A 16555-nucleotide genomic window follows, 5' to 3' on the forward strand; every position below is an offset into this window, starting at 1 on the left:
TGATCGCATGAGCAGTCCCCGCCGCCCCGGTCCCGTCACGCTCGTCGGCCGCTCGATCGTCCTCGAGCCGCTCGCCGCCGAGCACGTCGAGCCGCTCGGGCGGGCGATCGGGCGTCCGGAGGTGTTCGCCGGCGGCTACGGAGGAGGACCCGCCGGCCTCCCCGGCACCCCGGAGGAGTTCCGCGCCTTCGTCGACCGCTACTACCCCTGGGGCACGGGCCTGCCGTTCGCTGTGCTGCAGGAGGGGCGCGTCGTCGGCACGACCTCGCTGGCCGACTTCGACGAGACGCGCGAGGCGGCCCACCTCGGCTGGACGGCCTACGCGCCCGAGACGTGGGGCACCGTCGTGAACCCGGAGGCGAAGCGGCTGGTGCTCGGGCTCGCCTTCGACAGCGGCTACGAGCGGGTGAAGCTCCAGGCGGATGCGGTGAACGCGCGCTCGCGGGCCGCGATCCTCCGCCTCGGCGCCGTGTTCGAGGGGGTGCTCCGCCACGACCAGCGGCGGGCCGACGGCTCGTGGCGCGACACGGCCGTCCACTCGATCCTCGCGGCCGAGTGGCCGGCCGTCCGCGACGCGCTCGACCGCCGGATCGACGCGGCGCTAGCGCTCCCTCCCTCGACCGCGCAACCGCTGACCGGGCGGCCGCCCGAGGAGTAGGAAGGAGGCATGGAACGCATCCACTACGCCGGCAGCTCCGTGCTGACGGGTACCGCCATCGCGCGGTCGCTGCTGGCCTACGCGGAGGCGCTGGCGCTCACCAAGGGGTCGATCACGGTCGACATCCCGATCCGCCAGGAGTCCGGCCGGCCCGGACGGGCGGCGCTGCTGATCGGACCGGCGAGCCAGCTGTTCTCGGAGTCCGAGGACGACGGAGCCGAGGAGCTGCTCGACGAGGAGCTCGTCGAGCGCTTCACCCGCGAGACGGCCCGTCTGGGCGTCTCGCACCCCGTGGCCGAGGAGGACGGCGGCGCCGGGCCCCTCTCCGCCGTCGACACCGAGATCCCGCACTTCCACGGCGAGGACGACTCCTGGTGAGCATCCGGGGCGCCGGTAGGATCGACACTCACGACTCCGCCCGACCCTTCGCGGACGGGCGACTTCCCGAACGGAGAACCGCCTGATGGGGCGACTGATCTACGACTCGACCCTCGAGGCCGACTTCGACGACCGTCTGCTGGCGCACCTGCAGATCGTGATCGGCTCGAAGCTCGCGCGCAACGAGTCCTTCTACTTCTCGTGGAAGGACTCGCAGGCGGTCGGCGACGGACGCACCTCGATCTGGCTGCACCCCGCCATCCCGCTGCGCTTCAAGTACCACGGCGGCCGTGCCCCGAACATCAACCCGGACTGGATCCGCCAGCTGCTCGCCGACTCGCACACGGCGCACGGGCTGCGGATCAGCGAGGAGCCCCACGGGACCGCCCGTCAGAGCGAGGAGAGCATGCTGTGAAGCGCGTCGAGATCATCTACGGCGGAGCGCCGTTCAGCCTGAGCGAGACGTCGGCCGCGGAGGTGCGCGAGAGCATCGACCGCGCCCTGGACGGCTCCGCGTCGCGCTGGATCACGGTGAACCAGGGCGAGGGCGAGCCTCGCGAGACCTCGATCCTGATCACGCCGGGAGTGGCGTTCTCGGTCGCCGACGTCGCGCACTGAGGTCGACGCCGCGGTCACGGTGATCGCCGCCGCTCACGCCGCCGGCCCGGGCCGGGGCGCTCGCACCGCCGGCCCGCCTCGGAACGACTGCCGTCCTCAGCGCACCCGCCCCGCTCAGCCCGCCAGCACGCGCGGGAACTCCCCCGGGATCTCGCTCGCAAGGTACCCGGCCGGGCCGATCCGTGCGGAGAGGCGCGTGTCCGCCTCCGTGTGCAGGAACGCGCCCCACGCGGCCGCGCCCATCGGATCGACGCCGCGCCCGCGCAGGCCCGCCGTCGCTCCGGCGAGCACGTCGCCGCTGCCCGCGGTGGCCAGCCCGGGGTGCTCGCCCTCGATCCGCACCGCGTCGCCGTCCGGCGAGGCGATCGTGTTGAACAGGCTCACCACCGCGCCGTAGCGCTCGGCGACAGCGAGGGCGGCCCGCTCGACGTCGTCGACCTCCTCGCCGAGGAGGCGGGACGCCTCCTGCGAGTTCGGGGTCAGCAGGAGCCGGCCCGCGAGCCTCCGCGCGAGACGGCGCTGCCCGGGCAGGACCCCGAGCGGGAAGGCGTCGAGGTGCACGGCCGGCACGTCGTCGAGGAGCGGAGCGAGGGCCCGCAGGGTCGCGGCGGTCGCGCGCGGGTCGTCCAGGCCGGGTCCGATCAGGGCGACGTCGGCGGAGGAGAGTTCGCCGGCCAGGACGTCGAGCCCGCGGCCCGAGACGGAGCCGGTGCGCGTCTCCGCGAGCGGGACCACTCCGCACTCCGGCAGCGCGACCGCGGTGGCCGACGCGACCGACTCGGCGACGCAGAGCGTGATGCGACCCGCGCCGGTCCGCAGCGCGGCGATCCCCGCGAGGATCGCGGCGCCGGGCGTCTTGCGGGCGCCGCCGACGACGACCACGTCGCCGCGGGAGTGCTTCGAGCCTCCGGGCTCCGGGAGGGGCCAGCGCTGCTCGAGCAGGGCGCGGGAGACGAGGTCACTCATGAGGGTCTCCTTCTCCGGCCGCGCGGTCGTCGTGCCGGGTGACGGGGGCGCCGGAGCGCTCGAGGTGGGACGTGCGGTTGAAGAGCTCGAGGCGCCACGCATCGCCGTCGCGGACGAGACGTGTGACGGAGCCGTTGGCGACGGGCGTCGAGGCGCCGATGTCGAGCAGCTCGTGCTCGGAGAGGCCCTCGAGGACGTAGCGGAGGACGAGGACGACCGCGTCGTGGCAGAAGAGGATCGCCGGCCCGGGAGGCGCGGCGACGGCGAGGTGGTCGACGAAGGCGCGGACGCGGAGCGCGAGGTCCGTCCAGGCCTCGCCTCCCGGCGGCCGGTAGTAGAACTTGCCGAGCCACTCGCGCCGCGCCGCCTCCTCGGGCATCCGGGCCCGCACGCCGGCGGAGGTGAGGCGGTCGGTGACGCCGAGGTCGCGGTCGCGCAGGCGCTCGTCGGGGCGCAGCCGCAGGTCGATGCCGGCCTCGCCGAGGGCGAGGCGGGCGGTCGCGGAGGCGCGGCGGTAGGGCGACGTCCAGGCGGAGGCGGGCCGCGCCTCCTCGGATAGCCAGCGGCCGAGCGCGCGCGCCTGGTCCTCGCCGGCGGGGGAGAGTTCGACATCGGGGTCGCGGCGGTCGACGGCGATCTCGTGCGCCCCCGAGGCCTCGGCGGCGCTCGCCGCGATGTTGGCGAGGCTCTCGCCGTGACGGACGAGGAGGAGCTCGGTCGGGCCGGTGGAGGAGGCGGGCATGGCTCCACGCTCCGCCTCGCGGGCAGGAGGCGCCAGGGGGTTCCGCCGCGGCGACGCGGGTTGCTACGGAGTCGTCAGGGGTTCCGCCGTCGTCAGGGCGCCTCTCCGTCGGCGCGCTCCTCCGCCGAGACCGCCGTGGCGACCGCGGTGAGCGTCTCGGGGTCGCTCAGGATGCGGAAGTGCCCGCCGGTCTCGATCCGGACGTTGACCGCGCCCTCGAGCATGCTGCCCTCCGGGATGTGCGGGTCGAAGAGGCCGAACACGGACGTGATCCGCGCGTTCGCTCCGGAGCGGCTCGACAGCAGCAGGGTCGTGGCGTCGCGCGGAGAGAAGGCGCGCAGGCTCCGGAGGACCAGGTAGGGCGCGTAGCGGGAGCCGCCGAACGGAGTCGCCACGGCGACCATCCGGTCGACCCGGCCGTCCGGGTCGAGCTCGGTCATCACGTACTTGCCGATCAGCCCGCCCTTGCTGTGGGCGACGATCACCACGTCGCGGAGCCCGTGCTCGGCGAGGTAGGCGGCCACGTCCTCGGCCGTCCGGGCGACCGGGCGGCCGTTGCGGCCGAGGCTCGTCAGCACGTGGAGAGGGTGCCCGCGCTCGTGCAGCGGATCGATGATCGGGCGGAGGAAGGACCAGGTCTCCCAGATCCCCGGCAGGACCACGACGGGCCGCCGGTCGCCGTCGAGGTAGTCGTCCGGGGCACGGCGCGAGAGGACGCCGCGCACCTGCCAGGCGACGGCGTAGGCGTAGTCGCGGATCCACCAGACGGCGTCGCGGACCAGGCGCCGGAGCCGGCTCATGCGGCCGGCTCCGACCGGAGGGGCAGGGGGGAGGCGGGCCTCTCGCCGAGCGCAGCGGCGAAGCGGAGGATCTCGCGGGCGAGCGCTCCGGGCTCGGTGCGGGGGACGACGTGGCGCGAGCCGGCGAACTCGACGAGCTGCCCCTCGCGCGCGTGGGCCGTGAGCCGCTCGCACCAGTCACGGGTGGCGATCGGATCGTCGCGGCCGCGGGCGACGAGGACCGGCACCTCCAGCCGGGCGACGCGCTCCTGCACCGGATGCCGCAGCATCTCGGGCAGCTGGCGCAGGTACCAGCGCAGGCCGCCGCGCAGGTAGTCGGCCAGCAGGATCGCGTCGACGCCCACCGGCTCGCCGAGGCAGTCCCGCAGCAGCGCGAGCCCCTGGCGGACCGCTCCGGGCCGCTGCGGATCCACCACCGGCCCGATGAGCACCGCGCCGTCGACGAGGCCGGGCGCGCGCAGCCCCAGCTCGACCGCCACCTGCGACCCCATCGAGTGCCCGACGACGACCGCGCGCGAGACGCCCAGTCCGCGGAGGACCTGCTCGACCTGCCGCGCGTGGTCCTCGAGGCCGACCCTCCGCCGCGGGCGCGCGTTCGCGCCGAAGCCGGCGAGGTCGACGCCGATCACCCGGCCGTGCCGCTTCAGGCGGGCGGCGAGCGGCGAGAAGGTGTGGTGCGACATCCCGATCCCGTGGATCAGGACGAACACCGCGCCCGCTCCGGCCGGACCGGTGTCGACCGTCCGCAGCGTGACGCCCTCGACCTCGTGTCGCACGGGGAGGACGCGGCGGGGCGGTGTCGGCAGCATCGTCCCAGGCTAGGGATCGGCGGCCGGCCGCGCGGGGGGATGCGCCCGCTCCCGCCGTGGTCTAGGCCGCATCCGCCCTGGGGAGGAGCGTTCACCCCGCCGGCCGCCGGCGGTCCCCGCCGAGCGTCCCGTCGTCCCCGCTGTCAAGCGGCTCCTCCGCGACGGCACCCCTGCCTAGCCTCGGAGGAGGGGGCCGGCGTGCGCCGCTCCCGGAGGGATGACGCCATGCGGATCGCGATCGTCGGGGCGACCGGCAACCTGGGGACGGCCCTGCTGCGGCGCCTGCACGGCGAGGCCGGGGTGGAGGAGATCGTGGGCATCGCCCGCCGGGCCCCTCGGCTCCGCTCGGAGGAGTACCGCGACGTGCGCTGGGTCGAGATCGACCTCGCGTCGAGCGTCGCCCCGCGGCGGCTCCGCGAGGCCTTCGCCGGCGTCGACGCCGTCGTCCACCTCGCCTGGGCGCTGCAGCCCAGCCACGACGAGCCGTTCCAGCGGCTGGTCGACGTCGGAGGCACTGCGGCCGTGCTCGAGGCGGTCGCCGCCGCGGGAGTCGGCCAGGTCGCCGTCGCCTCGTCCGTGGGCGCCTACAGCGCGGCGCCGAAGTCGATCCGGGTGACCGAGGACTGGCCCACGGGCGGCCTGCACACCTCGACCTACAGCCGCCACAAGGCCGCGAACGAGCGGCAGCTCGACGCCTTCGAGGAGCGGCACCCCGAGATCGTCGTCACGCGCCTGCGCCCGGGGCTCGTCTTCCAGCGCGGAGCGGCGACCGAGATCGCCGGGCTCTTCGCCGGACCCCACTACCCGACGCGGTGGCTGAAGGCGGTCCGGATCCCGGTCCTTCCGCTGCCGAGAAGCATCGTCTTCCAGGGCGTGCACGCCGACGACGTGGCCGACGCCTTCTGGCGCGCGCTCGACCGGCGCGCCGGCGGGGCCTTCAACATCGCGGCCGAGCCGGTCCTCACTCCGGAGCGGCTGGCGCACGCCTTCGGCGCCCGCCTGGTCACGGTGCCGTTCGGGCTGCTCCGCTCCGTCGTCACCGCGACCTGGCACCTGCGCCTGCAGCGCACCGACGCGGGCTGGCTCGACATCGCGGGCAACGTCCCGGTGATGTCGACCGAGCGCGCCCGCGCCGAGCTCGGCTGGGCGCCGACCCGCACGGCCGAGGAGGCGCTCGCCGAGCTCGTGGCCGGCCTGGCCGACCGCTCGACCGTCCCGGGCTCGCCCCCGCTCCGGGGATGATCCGGCCGGTCGTCGATCGGAGGCGAGCCCTCCCGGTCAGTCGGCGACGCGGATGAGCACCTTGCCCGTCGCGCCCTGCTCGACCGCGTCGTGGGCGGCCGCGGTCTCCTCGAGCGGGAACCAGGTCAGCGGGAGGCCCGCCTCCTCGCCCACCGGGAGCGCGCCGTCGACGAGCGCCGCGGTGATGTCCTCGGCCGCGGCCTGCAGCGCCTCCTCGCCCACGGTGTAGAGCAGCAGGCCCTGCCAGCGGGCGTTCTTCGCGAAGCTCGCGACGATCGGCACGGTGAACTCGTCGCCGTTGTTGTTCGCGTAGTACCCGATGCTGCCGTGGTTGGCGAGCACCTCGACGTCGAGCGCGGCGTTCTGAGCCGGGGCGACCTCGACCACGTGCTGGACGCCCTCGGGGGCGAGCTCGCGGATCCGGTCGGCGAGCGCGTCGTCCGGGTACTGCAGCACGTGCTGTGCACCGGCCGCACGGGCGAGCCGCTCCTTGGGGTCGCTGCTCACCGTCGCGATGACGGTCGCCCCGGCCCAGACCGCGAGCTGGATCGCGGCGTGCCCGACGGCTCCGGCGCCACCCTGGACCAGGACGGTGCGACCGGCGAGGGCGCCGGGCGCGAGGCGGGAGGGGCCGTGCTCGTGCACGGTGAGGGCGCGGTGGGCGGTCATCGCGGGGACGCCGAGGCTCGCGGCGACGTCGGTGCCGACGCCCTCGGGCAGGCGCACGACGTGCTCGGCGGCGAGCACCGCCGACTCCTGCGCGGTGCCGGTGGGGCGGCGGTGCGCGGAGAGGTACATCCAGACCCGGTCGCCGACGGCCAGGCCCTCGACGCCCTCGCCGACCGCCTCGACGACACCGGCACCGTCCTGGTTCGGCACGACCTCGTCGAACGCGAGGTCGCCGTCGGCGCGCGCCTTCCAGTCGGTCGGATTCACGCCCGACGCCAGGACGCGGACGCGGACCTCGCCGGCGCCCGGCGCCCGCTCCTCCCGGTCGACGAGGGAGAGGACGGAGGAGTCACCGGTGCGGGAGTAGACGATCGATCGCATACGGAGGGCAAGGAGCGCGGGCGGCGGTGTATTCCCGGCGGCACGACGAAGGGCGGCGGGCCCGGAGGCCCACCGCCCTGTCAGCGCCGACGGATCAGTGCTGCACGTCCTCCTGGACGGCGTGCTTGGCCTCGCGGGCCGAGTCCTTCACGTCGTCGGTGGCGGAGGTGCCCGCCTCCTTGACGTTCTGCGCGGCGTCGGTCGCGGTCTCCTTGACTGAGGCGAAGGCCTGCTGCGCGGGCTCGCGGAGCTCGCTCGCCGCCTCCTTGGCCGCGTCGGTCACCTTGTCGACGACCGGCTGGGCCTGCTCCTTGACGCGGCTCGCCGCCTCCTTCTCCTTGCTGGAGGCGGGGATGAGCGAGGCGACGAGGAGTCCGGCGCCGAGGGCGATGAGCCCCACGGCGAACGGGTTGCCCTCGGCCTTGGCCTTCGCCGAGCCCGCACCGCTCGAGAGCGAGTCGGAGGCGTCGTGCGCCGAGCCCATCACCCGGTCGCGGACGGAGCCCACGGCCGACTTGACCTTGTCGGTCTGACGCTGCGCGATGGCGGACGGGCTGACCTTCTCGGCCAGCGCGTCGACGTCCCCGCCCAGCTCGAGGCGCGTGCGCTCGATGTCCGCCCGGATCTCCTCGGGTGTCTTGTTCTGTCCTGCGTCGTACGTCATCGTCCTGCCCCGTTCGGCTTGAGGGTGTCGGGAATCTTCTTGAGGGAGTCGACCGTCTCGGGAGCGCCGTCGACCTGCTTCAGGCTCTTGCGGCCCACCGCGTAGAGGATCGCGGCCACGATCGCCCAGATGACGGCCACGACCACTCCGGACCAGCCGTTGCCGATCAGAGTGCCCAGGCCCCACCAGAGGGCGATCGAGAGGAAGAGCACGGCCATCAGCGCGGCGTAGCCCGCCCCGCCGAGGAGGCCCGCTCCCTTGCCCGCCTTGCCGGCGGACTCCTTGAGCTCGGCCTTGGCGAGGGCCATCTCCTGGCGGATCAGCGTGGAGAGGTCGCGCGAGACCTCGCCGAGCAGATCGCCCAGCGACGTCGACCCGGCCCGCTGGTCGGGCGTCTCCGTCGAGCGGTGGACGCCCGTCGGGTCGGTCACAGCCGGCCGCCGTTCGGGAAGCCGCCGTCGAGCGGGTCGGCGACGGGCTCGGTCGGCGCGTAGTCGCGCTCGAGGGAGCTCGAGCCGACGGTGCCGTAGGCGGACGCGACGGGCGCGTCGTATGCGGAGGCGTCGGAGTACGCGGTGGTCGAGGCGGGGGCGTCGAACTCGGGCCCGTCGGTGCGGGTGCTCGTCGCCTCCTTCTCGTCCTTCGCCTCGGCGGTCAGGGCGCGGATGAGGCGCCCGCCGACGAGTCCCGTCGCCGCGGCGATGAGGATGAAGGCACCCGGGCGGCGGCGGGCGAACGCGCGGACGTCGTCGAGGAGCTCGGACGGGTCGCGGTTCTCGAGCCACGAGGCCACACCCTGCACGCGGGTGGCCGCCTGGGAGACGAGCTTCGCGGCGGCGTTGTCGCTGCCGCCCTCGCCGTTGGCCAGCGCGGTCAGGTCGTCACTGAAGGCGCGGGCGCCCTTGGCGGCGTTCTCCTTCTGGGCGTGGGCCTGCTCGGTGAGCTGGGTGCGGCTCTGGTCGTAGAGGTCCTTGACCTGGACCTTGGCCTCCTGGACCACGTTGGCGGCCTCGTCCTTGCCGGTCGAGAGCACTTCGCTCGCGGCCTGCTTGGCGTCGCCGGCGACGGCGCCGGCCTGGTCCTTGGCGGTGCCCGCGGCGGCGCTCGCCTTCTCCTTCGCGGAGTCGGCCGTGCCGCCCGAGGAGGAGCCGGAGGAGGTGTCCGTGGAGGCGACGTGCGCCCCGCTGTCGATGGGGGTCTCGGTCGCGCCGAAGTTCGCGGCGCCGTCTCCGAACGGAGGTGAAGCGGAATCGATGTTCGACATCGTCTGTCCCTTCCAGGATCGAGTGGGGAATGAATGCGTGCCGGCGTCGCCAGTCTGTTCGGGCCCTCGAGTACCGGGAAGGGCATAGCGGCTGACCCGCCGATGGGGCTACCATCCCGCGCCCACGAGGGCGGGTCCCGAGGGTCCGTGGATCGACTGCTCCGCCGCCGCGTCAAGCCCCTTCTGACCCGCGAACAGGGCTCCCTACCGTCGAGAGGACAGACATCGGACGTCCGCACCCGGATCCGCCCGGCTACCCCGGAAAGGCAACCAGTCATGTTCTTCCACCGTCAGGAACTCCAGTTCACGTCCACGCCCTCGAAGCCCGACGCGGTCTTCGCCCGCCGCTTCCAGGAGGTGCTCGGCGGCCAGTACGGCGAGATCACCGTGGCGATGCAGTACGGCTTCCAGGCCTGGAACGCCCACGACCCGGGCAAGTACCGGGACCTGCTCTTCGGCATCGGCGCCGAGGAGTTCGGCCACGTCGAGATGATCGCCGTGATGATCGCCCAGCTGCTCGAGAAGGCTCCGGTGGAGCAGTCCGAGGACGCGATGAAGAAGGACCCCGTGCTCGCGGCGGTCATCGGCGGCTCCGACGTGCAGCACGCCATCGTGGCCGGCGCCGGCGCGCGCCCCGTCGACAGCATGGGCAACCCGTGGCAGGGCTCCTACATCACCGCCAGCGGCAACCTGCTGGCCGACTTCACCGCCAACGCGAACGCGGAGATGCAGGGCCGGCTCCAGGTCGCCCGGCTCTACCACATGACCGACGACCACGGCGTGCGCGACCTCCTGTCGTTCCTCCTGGCCCGCGACACCATGCACCAGAACCAGTGGATCGCGGCGGCCGCCGAGCTGCGCGCGGAGGGCCGGGAGGACCTGCCCGTGCCCTCGAACTTCCCGATCTCGAAGGAGGAGCGCTCCGTGTCGCACGAGTACATCAACTTCTCGGACGGAGCAGCGGCCTCCGAGGGCAGCTGGGCCTCGGGCCCGACCCCGGACGGCAAGGGAGAGTTCAGCTACCGCGTCGCGGAGCCCGGCGGCAACGTCCCGATGCCCCCGCCCACGCAGCCGGACGAGCGCCTCTACGGCACCGACCCGAAGCCGAACATCGTCGAGAAGGCAGTGGGGGCCGTCAAGGACGCGGTGACGGGCAAGTGAGCGCCGCACGGGTCCTCGGGGCGCTCGGCGCCTCCGCTCTGACGATCGGCCTGCTGGCCGGCTGCACCGGCGACGCCCAGACGCCCTACCAGTCGGGGAGCGCGGTGCCCACCAGCGCCGACGACGGATCGTCGCAGACGCCCACGAACGCGCCCTCGCAGTCCGCTCCGTCCGAGTCCGCCACCCCGGCGACCTGATCCCGCGCCCTCGACCGGCCGGCACCGGTCGAGGGCGCGAATCATCGCAGTCCAGCGGGCGCCCGGGCAAGCCCCTTCCCGCTCCCAGGAAGCGGGCAGTTCCCGGTCCTACGGTCGTGCCAACGATCAGCGAAGGAGGCACCACCATGGGGCTCGATGACAAGATCAAGAACGCCGCTCAGGACATCGCCGGCAAGGCGAAGGAAGCCCTGGGCGACCACAAGAACGACGACAGCCTGAAGGCCGAAGGCCAGAAGGACCAGGCCGCGGCCTCGGCCAAGAAGGCCGGCGAGGACGTCAAGGACGTCTTCAAGTAGGTCTCGGCAGTACCGCGAAGGCGGCGCTCCCCTCGGGGGGCGCCGCCTTCGCTGTTCCCCGGCTAGGGGTGCAGGACGACCTTGATGCAGCCGTCCTCCTTCTTCTGGAAGGTCTCGTAGAGGGCCGGAGCGTCCTCGAGCGGCGCCCGGTGGGTCACGAGGTCCATCACGCCGAGCGGATCGGAGGAGTCCTCCACCAGCGGCAGCAGGTCGTCGATCCAGCGCTTCACGTTGCACTGGCCCATCCGCACCGTCACCTGCTTGTCGAACATCGACTTCAGCGGCATCGGGTCGGCCTCTCCGCCGTAGACCCCGCTCAGCGACACGGTGCCGCCGCGGCGCACCAGGTCGAGGGAGGCGTGCACCGCGGCGAGGCGGTCGACGCCGACCGTGTCCATCGCCTTGCGGGCGATCGGGTCGGGCAGGAGCCCCGCCATCGACTGCGCGAACGAGCCGACAGGCGAGCCGTGCGCCTCCATGCCGACCGCGTCGACGACGGAGTCGGGGCCGCGCCCGTCCGTGAGGTCGCGCAGCTGCGCGGCGATGTCGTCGGACAGGTCGAACGTCTCCACGCCGTACCGCTCGGCCATCGCGCGCCGCTCGGCGACGGGCTCCACGGCGAGGACGCGGTAGCCGCGGTGGGCGCCGATCCGCGCCGCGAACTGACCGACAGGGCCGAGTCCGAAGACGACCAGGGTCCCGCCGTCGGGCACCTGCGCGTACTCCACGCCCTGCCACGCGGTGGGCACGATGTCGCTGAGGAAGAGGTAGCGCTCGTCCGGCAGGTCCGTGCCGACGACGATCGTGTTGTAGTCGGCCAGCGGCACGCGGAGCAGCTCGGCCTGCCCGCCGGGGACCTGGCCGTACATCTTCGTGTAGCCGAAGAGCGCCGCTCCCGAGCCGTACTCGGTGACCTGCGTCGTCTCGCACTGCGACTGCAGCCCTCTGCGGCACATGAAGCACTCGCCGCAGGCGATGGTGAAGGGCACGACGACGCGGTCGCCGGGCTTCAGGGTGGTGACTCCGGAGCCCACCTCCTCGACGACGCCCATCGGCTCGTGGCCGAGCACGTCCCCGCGGTCGATGTAGGGCCCGAGTAGGCGGTAGAGGTGCAGGTCGGAGCCGCAGATCGCGGTCGAGGTGATCCGGACGATCGCGTCGGTCGGCTGCTGGATGCGGGGGTCGGGGACGGTCTCGACCGAGACCTTCTTGATGCCCTGCCAGGTGAGTGCTCGCATGCTCGTGTCCGTTCTCCGGCTCGCGCCGGTCGGGGTCGGTGTCCCTCCACCGCACACCCGGAGGGCGCCGAGGGGGAGGGGCTTGACGCTCCCCGGAGCGTTCCCGAGGGGGATTCCCGGGAGAACGCACGGACGTGCATCCCGCGTTCACCCGACTCACGGCGGCCGAGTGGTGGGATGGGGGGATGGATGCTCTCTACACCGCCATCGCCCACGCCTCCGGTGGAGGACGCGACGGCCACGTCCGCACCGAGGACGACCGTCTCGACCTCGACACCCGCGCCCCGCAGGAGCTCGGCGGCTCCGGCGAGGGGACCAACCCCGAGCAGCTGTTCGCGGCCGGCTACTCCGCCTGCTTCCTCAGCGCCCTGCACGGAGCCGGTCGCCAGCTGAAGATCGACACGACCGACGCGGCCGTCTCCGCCAGCGTCTCGATCGGGAAGAACGACTCCGACGGCTTCGGCCTCTCGGTCGAGCTCGACGTCTACGTGCCGAAGGCGAGCTCCGAGGACGCGCAGAAGGTCGCCGACGCGGCGCACCAGCTCTGCCCGTACTCCAACGCCACCCGCGGCAACATCCCCGTGCAGATCAACCTGGTCGACTGACCGGGCCGTCTCGACGGCCCCTCCCGGACTCCGGGCAGGGGCCGTCGTCGTGTCCGGGGGCGGTCCGTTAGGGTCGGGGCATGACCGAGGAGCTGTCGCACGAGGAGCCGTCGCACGAGGAGTCCCTGGCGCGGGCCGAGCTCGTGCAGATCCGTCAGAGCATCGACAACATCGACGCGGCGCTGATCCACCTGCTCGCCGAGCGCTTCAAGTTCACGCAGAAGGTCGGCCGGCTGAAGGCCGCGCACGGGCTGCCCGCCGCGGACCTCGAGCGCGAGGCCCGCCAGATCGCGCGGCTGCGGGCGCTCGCCGAGGAGTCGCACCTCGACCCGGCGTTCGCCGAGAAGTTCCTCGGGTTCATCGTCGCCGAGGTCATCCACCACCACCAGCGCATCGCCGACGGCGCCGAGGACTGAGCCTCAGCCCTCGATCCGCAGCAGCCCCGCCGTGCGCTCGCGCAGCACGCCGAGCAGCAGCGGGTAGTCGGGGAAGAGCTGGTCGCGCCGCAGCGTCGGCACCCGCAGCCCGAGGGGGATCTCCGTGACGCGGCCGTTCGTCTCGGTGAGGGTCAGGCGGAGGCTATGGCTCCCCGTCGGGCTCGAGGCGACGACCGAGCGCAGGGCCTCGAGCGGGAAGATCAGCCCGTCGATCTGGATGGCCGACTCCGACACCACGATCGAGCCCGGCAGCCCGGGCCGCAGCGCCAGCCGCGCGGCGACCAGCCCGAGCGGGAGGGAGAGCGCCACGACGACCGCCCCCAGCGCGATCTGCGCGCGGTCGCCCGACGGGGATCCCGCGAGGGCGACGGCCAGGACGCCGGCGGCGAACGCCTCCGTGGCGACGACGACCAGGGCGACCGCCCGGCGCTGGAGCGGAGCGCGGTGCGGCCGGAAGCGGACGGCCGAGGCGGGCCCGGCCAGAGCGGGCGGCAGGGCGTCGCGGACGCGGGCGGCGGCGCCGAGGTCGGCGAGCAGGGCGGCGAGGTCCTCCGGGCGGAAGTGGCCGCAGCGGACCTCGACTCCGTCTCCGCGGCACCAGGCGACGAAGCCGTCGCCGTCGGCGGACTCGAGGAAGCGGACCGACCGGCGGGGCCACTGCTCGCGGCGGCGGCGGCCGCGCATCAGCACGACCTGCGTCTCGGTCGTCATCACGCGGGTGGGGGAGACGACGAAGAGCGAGACCGCCGAGGCCAGTCCGTTGACGACGGTGAGGGCGAGGAGCCCGAGCGCGAGCACCGACTCGTCGAGGACGCCGCGGCGGTCCGCGAGGACGGCGAACGGGATGAGCACGGCCGCGAGGCCGGCGCCGAGGATCCGCAGGAGGAGGGCGCGGAGGCGTCGCAGGACCGACGGGCCGTACACCCGTCGCGTCCGGATCGCCATCGGTTCCGACTCCATCGCGTCAGGCTAGCCCCGGCCGGGACCGGTCGCCCGGAGAGGCGCGTCGGTGGCGCGATCCTCGCGCCACCCGTCCCCGGTTCGGGGGAGGAGTGGCGCGAGGCGCGGCCTACGCCTCCGCGGTGCGGTGCAGGGCGCGGACCGAGACGACCCGGCGGCGGGCGATCGCGGCGACGGTGAGCAGCAGCCCGAACAGCAGCCAGATCACCAGGCCGACGACGGCGCCGGCCGTGCCGTCGGTGCCCTCGACCACTCCGGACAGCGCGTTCTGCGCCGCCGAGAGCGGCAGGAACCCGAGCACGTCGTCGAACAGCCCGGGGACCGTCGAGATGATGCCCGCGCCGAGCGCGATCACCGCCGCGACCATCGCGAGGAAGCGGCCGATCCCTCCGAGCAGGGCGACCAGCCCCTGGTTCACCGCGGCGAACGAGGCGCCGGTGAGCATCGCCAGGAGGGCGAAGCCGACCCAGCGGCCCGGCTCCAGGCCCGCGACCCCGCTCATCACGATCGCGACCGCGAGTCCCTGCACCACGCCGATCACGAGCGCCGGCACGTAGGAGGAGAGGGCGAGCGCCGCGGAGGATCGGGTCGAGGAGAGCGCGCGGTGCGAGAACGCGGCGAGCACCAGGAACGTCGCGAGGGCGCCGAGCCAGAGGGCGATCGTCGCGAAGAACGGGACGCTGGAGGCTCCGAACAGGTCGGTCGCGCTGCTCGCGTTCTCGACCGGGTCCGAGACGACGTCGGCGAGGTTCGTCGACTCCGACTCGGTGTAGGTCGGGAGCTGCGCGACCGCGGCGTCGAGGCCGGTCGCGAGCGTGCGGGTGCCGTCGGCGAGCTGCACGGCGCCGTCCGAGACCCCGCTCGCGCCGTCGGCGAGCTGGTCGGCTCCGTCGGCGGCGGAGGAGGCTCCCGTGGCGAGGTCGGCGGCACCGCCCGCGGCCGTGGTCGCGCCGGTCGCGAGGTCGCGGGCGCCGGCCGCGGCGGTGGTGGCGCCGGTCGCGAGCTGCGCCGACCCGGCCGCCGTGGTGTCGAGGCCGTCGGCGAGCTGGGACGCTCCACCCGCGGCGTCGTCCGCGCCGTCGGCGAGCTGCGTCAGGCCGCCGGACAGCTGTCCGATGCCCCCCGAGAGAGTGCGCGCGCCGGTGGCGGACTGCCCGACCGCGTCGATCAGCGAGGGCTGCCCGTCGCCGCCGAGGCGGATGCCCGCGTCGATCCCGGCGACGGCTCCCGCGGTCGTCGTGGCGAGGGTGGTCGCGCCGGTGGGTCCGTCCGCCGAGGCGATGACGGCGCGCGCGGCGAGGCACTGCGTCGTCTCGCAGCCCTCGAGCGCGGCGCTGAGCGCCTCGAAGGTCCCCGCAGTGGCGGCGGCGGCGCCGGCGCTGAGGGCGGCGACCTGCTGGGTCCCGTCGCCGGTCCTCACCACTCCCTCCCTCAGCTGGTCGAGCCCGTCGGCCAGGTCGGAGGCGCCGCCCTGCAGCGCGGTCGTCTTGGTCGCCGAGTCGCGGGCGCCCGTCGCGAGCTGTCCCACTCCGCCGGAGAGGCCGCGCGCACCGGTGGCCAGCTGCGCGACTCCGCCGGAGAGGTCGGAGGCTCCGGTGCCCAGCTGCCCCACGCCGTCGGCGAGGGACGAGGCTCCGGTGCCGATCTGCCCGACGCCGTCCGAGAGCGAGGAGGCGCCGGTGGCGAGCTCGTCGATCCCGTCGGCGAGGCTGCTGGTGCCGTCGGCGAGGGTGGAGGCGCCGGTGCCGAGCTGGTCGGCGCCGTCGGCGAGCGTGCCCGCGCCCTCGGCCGCCTGGCCGATCTGCTCGTTGAGGGTGTTGAAGCCGACGTAGACGTTCTCGAGGTAGGCCGTGGTCAGCTGCGTGTTGAGCAGCGAGGTGGCGGTGCTGGTCACGGTGGCCGAGATGGCGTCGTCGACGAGTTTGGCCTTCTCGCTGGTGGCGATGTCGATGGTCGCCTTCGTCGCCTCCGCGGCGTCGCCCGAGTACGAGGTGGCGGCGGCGGAGAAGGAGGAGGGGATCGTCACGACGGTCGCGTAGCTGCCGTCGGCGAGGCCCTTCGCGGCGTCGTCCTTGTCCGTGAGGACCCAGGTGAAGTTGCCCGTCGAGTCCGAGCCGGAGACGTTGGGCACCGGGGTCGTGCTCGCGGACGGCGTCGCGCTCGCCGAGGGGGTGGAGGAGGGGGCGTCCGAGCTCGCGGAGTCGGTGCCGCCCGTCACCAGGCCGGCCGCGAGCTGGCGCCCGAGCGGCACGGTCTGCCCGTTGATCTCGACCGGGGTGTCCTCGTTGACCACGGCGGCCGTGATCGTGTCGAGTCGCTCGGTCGGGTTCCACAGCGCCCACACCAGGAGGCCGCCGATGACGAGGGGGACCAGGACGATCCCGAGAAGGGTCAGCCAGGACACCTTCTTGACGCCGCGGGGGCGTTCGAGGGAGAGGAGAGCCATCTG

21 protein-coding genes are annotated in these 16555 nt (G+C 74.0%); 10 read left to right on the forward strand and 11 right to left on the reverse strand.

Annotation, left to right across the window (positions count from 1 at the left end; translation table 11 throughout):
- Positions 1 to 7 precede the first annotated feature (7 nt).
- The 4 genes from C5C69_RS12860 to C5C69_RS12875 all read left to right on the forward strand — a co-directional run bounded on the left by C5C69_RS12860 (position 8) and on the right by C5C69_RS12875 (position 1654).
- Positions 8 to 658, forward strand: a complete 651-nt coding sequence (locus C5C69_RS12860) for a GNAT family N-acetyltransferase (RefSeq protein ID WP_104258044.1) — start codon at positions 8 to 10, stop codon at positions 656 to 658.
- A 9-nt stretch (positions 659 to 667) separates the two neighbouring features.
- Positions 668 to 1036, forward strand: coding sequence for a hypothetical protein (locus C5C69_RS12865; RefSeq protein WP_104222777.1), 369 nt, complete (start codon positions 668 to 670; stop codon positions 1034 to 1036).
- 85 nt (positions 1037 to 1121) lie between these two features.
- Positions 1122 to 1451 (forward strand): ATP-dependent DNA ligase, encoded by a 330-nt coding sequence (locus tag C5C69_RS12870; RefSeq protein WP_104222776.1) that lies wholly within the window; start codon positions 1122 to 1124, stop codon positions 1449 to 1451.
- Positions 1448 to 1654 (forward strand): hypothetical protein, encoded by a 207-nt coding sequence (locus C5C69_RS12875; protein WP_104222775.1) that lies wholly within the window; start codon positions 1448 to 1450, stop codon positions 1652 to 1654. The genes C5C69_RS12870 and C5C69_RS12875 overlap by 4 nt, the downstream gene beginning before the upstream one ends.
- Before the next feature lie 114 nt (positions 1655 to 1768).
- Here C5C69_RS12875 and C5C69_RS12880 read toward each other — a convergent pair whose 3' ends face one another.
- The 4 genes from C5C69_RS12880 to C5C69_RS12895 all read right to left on the reverse strand — a co-directional run bounded on the left by C5C69_RS12880 (position 1769) and on the right by C5C69_RS12895 (position 4971).
- The gene (locus C5C69_RS12880) at positions 1769 to 2620 is read right to left on the reverse strand and encodes an NAD(P)H-hydrate dehydratase (RefSeq protein WP_104258045.1); all 852 of its coding nucleotides are present in this window, start codon (positions 2618 to 2620) and stop codon (positions 1769 to 1771) included.
- A complete protein-coding gene (locus C5C69_RS12885) occupies positions 2613 to 3362 on the reverse strand; it encodes a histidine phosphatase family protein (RefSeq protein ID WP_104258046.1) in 750 nt (249 codons plus the stop codon). The genes C5C69_RS12880 and C5C69_RS12885 overlap by 8 nt, the downstream gene beginning before the upstream one ends.
- A gap of 92 nt (positions 3363 to 3454) precedes the next feature.
- A complete protein-coding gene (locus C5C69_RS12890) occupies positions 3455 to 4162 on the reverse strand; it encodes a triacylglycerol lipase (RefSeq protein WP_104258047.1) in 708 nt (235 codons plus the stop codon).
- Positions 4159 to 4971, reverse strand: coding sequence for an alpha/beta fold hydrolase (locus C5C69_RS12895; RefSeq protein ID WP_104258048.1), 813 nt, complete (start codon positions 4969 to 4971; stop codon positions 4159 to 4161). The genes C5C69_RS12890 and C5C69_RS12895 overlap by 4 nt, the downstream gene beginning before the upstream one ends.
- A gap of 225 nt (positions 4972 to 5196) precedes the next feature.
- Here C5C69_RS12895 and C5C69_RS12900 point away from each other — a divergent pair, with 225 nt between their 5' ends.
- Positions 5197 to 6213, forward strand: coding sequence for an NAD-dependent epimerase/dehydratase family protein (locus C5C69_RS12900; RefSeq protein WP_104222770.1), 1017 nt, complete (start codon positions 5197 to 5199; stop codon positions 6211 to 6213).
- A gap of 36 nt (positions 6214 to 6249) precedes the next feature.
- Here C5C69_RS12900 and C5C69_RS12905 read toward each other — a convergent pair whose 3' ends face one another.
- The 4 genes from C5C69_RS12905 to C5C69_RS12920 all read right to left on the reverse strand — a co-directional run bounded on the left by C5C69_RS12905 (position 6250) and on the right by C5C69_RS12920 (position 9191).
- On the reverse strand, positions 6250 to 7263 hold the full coding sequence (locus C5C69_RS12905) for an NADPH:quinone reductase (RefSeq protein WP_104258049.1): 1014 nt from the start codon (positions 7261 to 7263) through the stop codon (positions 6250 to 6252).
- A gap of 94 nt (positions 7264 to 7357) precedes the next feature.
- Complete coding sequence (locus C5C69_RS12910; protein ID WP_104222768.1) at positions 7358 to 7927, reverse strand: DUF3618 domain-containing protein; 570 nt, start codon at positions 7925 to 7927, stop codon at positions 7358 to 7360.
- Positions 7924 to 8358 (reverse strand): phage holin family protein, encoded by a 435-nt coding sequence (locus tag C5C69_RS12915; RefSeq protein ID WP_104222767.1) that lies wholly within the window; start codon positions 8356 to 8358, stop codon positions 7924 to 7926. The genes C5C69_RS12910 and C5C69_RS12915 overlap by 4 nt, the downstream gene beginning before the upstream one ends.
- The gene (locus C5C69_RS12920; RefSeq protein WP_104258050.1) at positions 8355 to 9191 is read right to left on the reverse strand and encodes a hypothetical protein; all 837 of its coding nucleotides are present in this window, start codon (positions 9189 to 9191) and stop codon (positions 8355 to 8357) included. Before C5C69_RS12920 ends, C5C69_RS12915 begins: the two co-directional genes overlap by 4 nt.
- A 276-nt stretch (positions 9192 to 9467) precedes the next feature.
- On the opposite strand from C5C69_RS12920, the gene C5C69_RS12925 reads away from it, so the two are divergent.
- The 3 genes from C5C69_RS12925 to C5C69_RS12935 all read left to right on the forward strand — a co-directional run bounded on the left by C5C69_RS12925 (position 9468) and on the right by C5C69_RS12935 (position 10866).
- Complete coding sequence (locus C5C69_RS12925) at positions 9468 to 10352, forward strand: manganese catalase family protein (RefSeq protein WP_104258051.1); 885 nt, start codon at positions 9468 to 9470, stop codon at positions 10350 to 10352.
- Entirely contained in the window at positions 10349 to 10549 is a 201-nt protein-coding gene (locus C5C69_RS12930) for a hypothetical protein (RefSeq protein ID WP_104222764.1), read from the forward strand. The genes C5C69_RS12925 and C5C69_RS12930 overlap by 4 nt, the downstream gene beginning before the upstream one ends.
- A gap of 146 nt (positions 10550 to 10695) precedes the next feature.
- Positions 10696 to 10866 carry a CsbD family protein gene (locus tag C5C69_RS12935; RefSeq protein WP_104222763.1) on the forward strand — a complete coding sequence of 57 codons (171 nt, stop codon included), beginning with the start codon at positions 10696 to 10698 and terminating at the stop codon, positions 10864 to 10866.
- 62 nt (positions 10867 to 10928) lie between these two features.
- Here C5C69_RS12935 and C5C69_RS12940 read toward each other — a convergent pair whose 3' ends face one another.
- Positions 10929 to 12104: a zinc-dependent alcohol dehydrogenase gene (locus C5C69_RS12940; RefSeq protein ID WP_104258052.1), complete on the reverse strand. Its 1176-nt coding sequence runs from the start codon at positions 12102 to 12104 to the stop codon at positions 10929 to 10931.
- Between the two features lie 185 nt (positions 12105 to 12289).
- On the opposite strand from C5C69_RS12940, the gene C5C69_RS12945 reads away from it, so the two are divergent.
- Positions 12290 to 12709 carry an organic hydroperoxide resistance protein gene (locus C5C69_RS12945; RefSeq protein ID WP_104222761.1) on the forward strand — a complete coding sequence of 140 codons (420 nt, stop codon included), beginning with the start codon at positions 12290 to 12292 and terminating at the stop codon, positions 12707 to 12709.
- A gap of 80 nt (positions 12710 to 12789) precedes the next feature.
- Positions 12790 to 13125 (forward strand): chorismate mutase, encoded by a 336-nt coding sequence (locus tag C5C69_RS12950; protein WP_104222760.1) that lies wholly within the window; start codon positions 12790 to 12792, stop codon positions 13123 to 13125.
- 3 nt (positions 13126 to 13128) lie between these two features.
- Here the strand turns inward: C5C69_RS12950 and C5C69_RS12955 are convergent, their stop codons facing one another.
- Both C5C69_RS12955 and C5C69_RS12960 read right to left on the reverse strand, forming a co-directional pair.
- Complete coding sequence (locus C5C69_RS12955) at positions 13129 to 14106, reverse strand: hypothetical protein (RefSeq protein ID WP_146083630.1); 978 nt, start codon at positions 14104 to 14106, stop codon at positions 13129 to 13131.
- Positions 14107 to 14215: 109 nt separating this feature from the next.
- Positions 14216 to 16552 carry a YhgE/Pip domain-containing protein gene (locus tag C5C69_RS12960; RefSeq protein ID WP_104258054.1) on the reverse strand — a complete coding sequence of 779 codons (2337 nt, stop codon included), beginning with the start codon at positions 16550 to 16552 and terminating at the stop codon, positions 14216 to 14218.
- Between the last annotated feature and the right edge of the window lie 3 nt (positions 16553 to 16555).

The organism is Rathayibacter sp. AY1C7 (assembly GCF_002931865.1).
GTDB lineage: Bacteria > Actinomycetota > Actinomycetes > Actinomycetales > Microbacteriaceae > Rathayibacter.

Bases quoted from the DNA above. Each gene is read 5' to 3' on its own strand.
- C5C69_RS12860 (WP_104258044.1), top strand. From the start codon at position 8: ATGAGCAGTCCCCGCCGCCCCGGTCCCGTCACGCTCGTCGGCCGCTCG.
- C5C69_RS12865 (WP_104222777.1), top strand. From the start codon at position 668: ATGGAACGCATCCACTACGCCGGCAGCTCCGTGCTGACGGGTACCGCC.
- C5C69_RS12870 (WP_104222776.1), top strand. From the start codon at position 1,122: ATGGGGCGACTGATCTACGACTCGACCCTCGAGGCCGACTTCGACGAC.
- C5C69_RS12880 (WP_104258045.1), bottom strand. From the start codon at position 2,620: ATGAGTGACCTCGTCTCCCGCGCCCTGCTCGAGCAGCGCTGGCCCCTC.
- C5C69_RS12885 (WP_104258046.1), bottom strand. From the start codon at position 3,362: ATGCCCGCCTCCTCCACCGGCCCGACCGAGCTCCTCCTCGTCCGTCAC.
- C5C69_RS12890 (WP_104258047.1), bottom strand. From the start codon at position 4,162: ATGAGCCGGCTCCGGCGCCTGGTCCGCGACGCCGTCTGGTGGATCCGC.
- C5C69_RS12895 (WP_104258048.1), bottom strand. From the start codon at position 4,971: ATGCTGCCGACACCGCCCCGCCGCGTCCTCCCCGTGCGACACGAGGTC.
- C5C69_RS12900 (WP_104222770.1), top strand. From the start codon at position 5,197: ATGCGGATCGCGATCGTCGGGGCGACCGGCAACCTGGGGACGGCCCTG.
- C5C69_RS12905 (WP_104258049.1), bottom strand. From the start codon at position 7,263: ATGCGATCGATCGTCTACTCCCGCACCGGTGACTCCTCCGTCCTCTCC.
- C5C69_RS12910 (WP_104222768.1), bottom strand. From the start codon at position 7,927: ATGACGTACGACGCAGGACAGAACAAGACACCCGAGGAGATCCGGGCG.
- C5C69_RS12920 (WP_104258050.1), bottom strand. From the start codon at position 9,191: ATGTCGAACATCGATTCCGCTTCACCTCCGTTCGGAGACGGCGCCGCG.
- C5C69_RS12925 (WP_104258051.1), top strand. From the start codon at position 9,468: ATGTTCTTCCACCGTCAGGAACTCCAGTTCACGTCCACGCCCTCGAAG.
- C5C69_RS12935 (WP_104222763.1), top strand. From the start codon at position 10,696: ATGGGGCTCGATGACAAGATCAAGAACGCCGCTCAGGACATCGCCGGC.
- C5C69_RS12940 (WP_104258052.1), bottom strand. From the start codon at position 12,104: ATGCGAGCACTCACCTGGCAGGGCATCAAGAAGGTCTCGGTCGAGACC.
- C5C69_RS12945 (WP_104222761.1), top strand. From the start codon at position 12,290: ATGGATGCTCTCTACACCGCCATCGCCCACGCCTCCGGTGGAGGACGC.
- C5C69_RS12950 (WP_104222760.1), top strand. From the start codon at position 12,790: ATGACCGAGGAGCTGTCGCACGAGGAGCCGTCGCACGAGGAGTCCCTG.
- C5C69_RS12955 (WP_146083630.1), bottom strand. From the start codon at position 14,106: ATGGAGTCGGAACCGATGGCGATCCGGACGCGACGGGTGTACGGCCCG.
- C5C69_RS12960 (WP_104258054.1), bottom strand. From the start codon at position 16,552: ATGGCTCTCCTCTCCCTCGAACGCCCCCGCGGCGTCAAGAAGGTGTCC.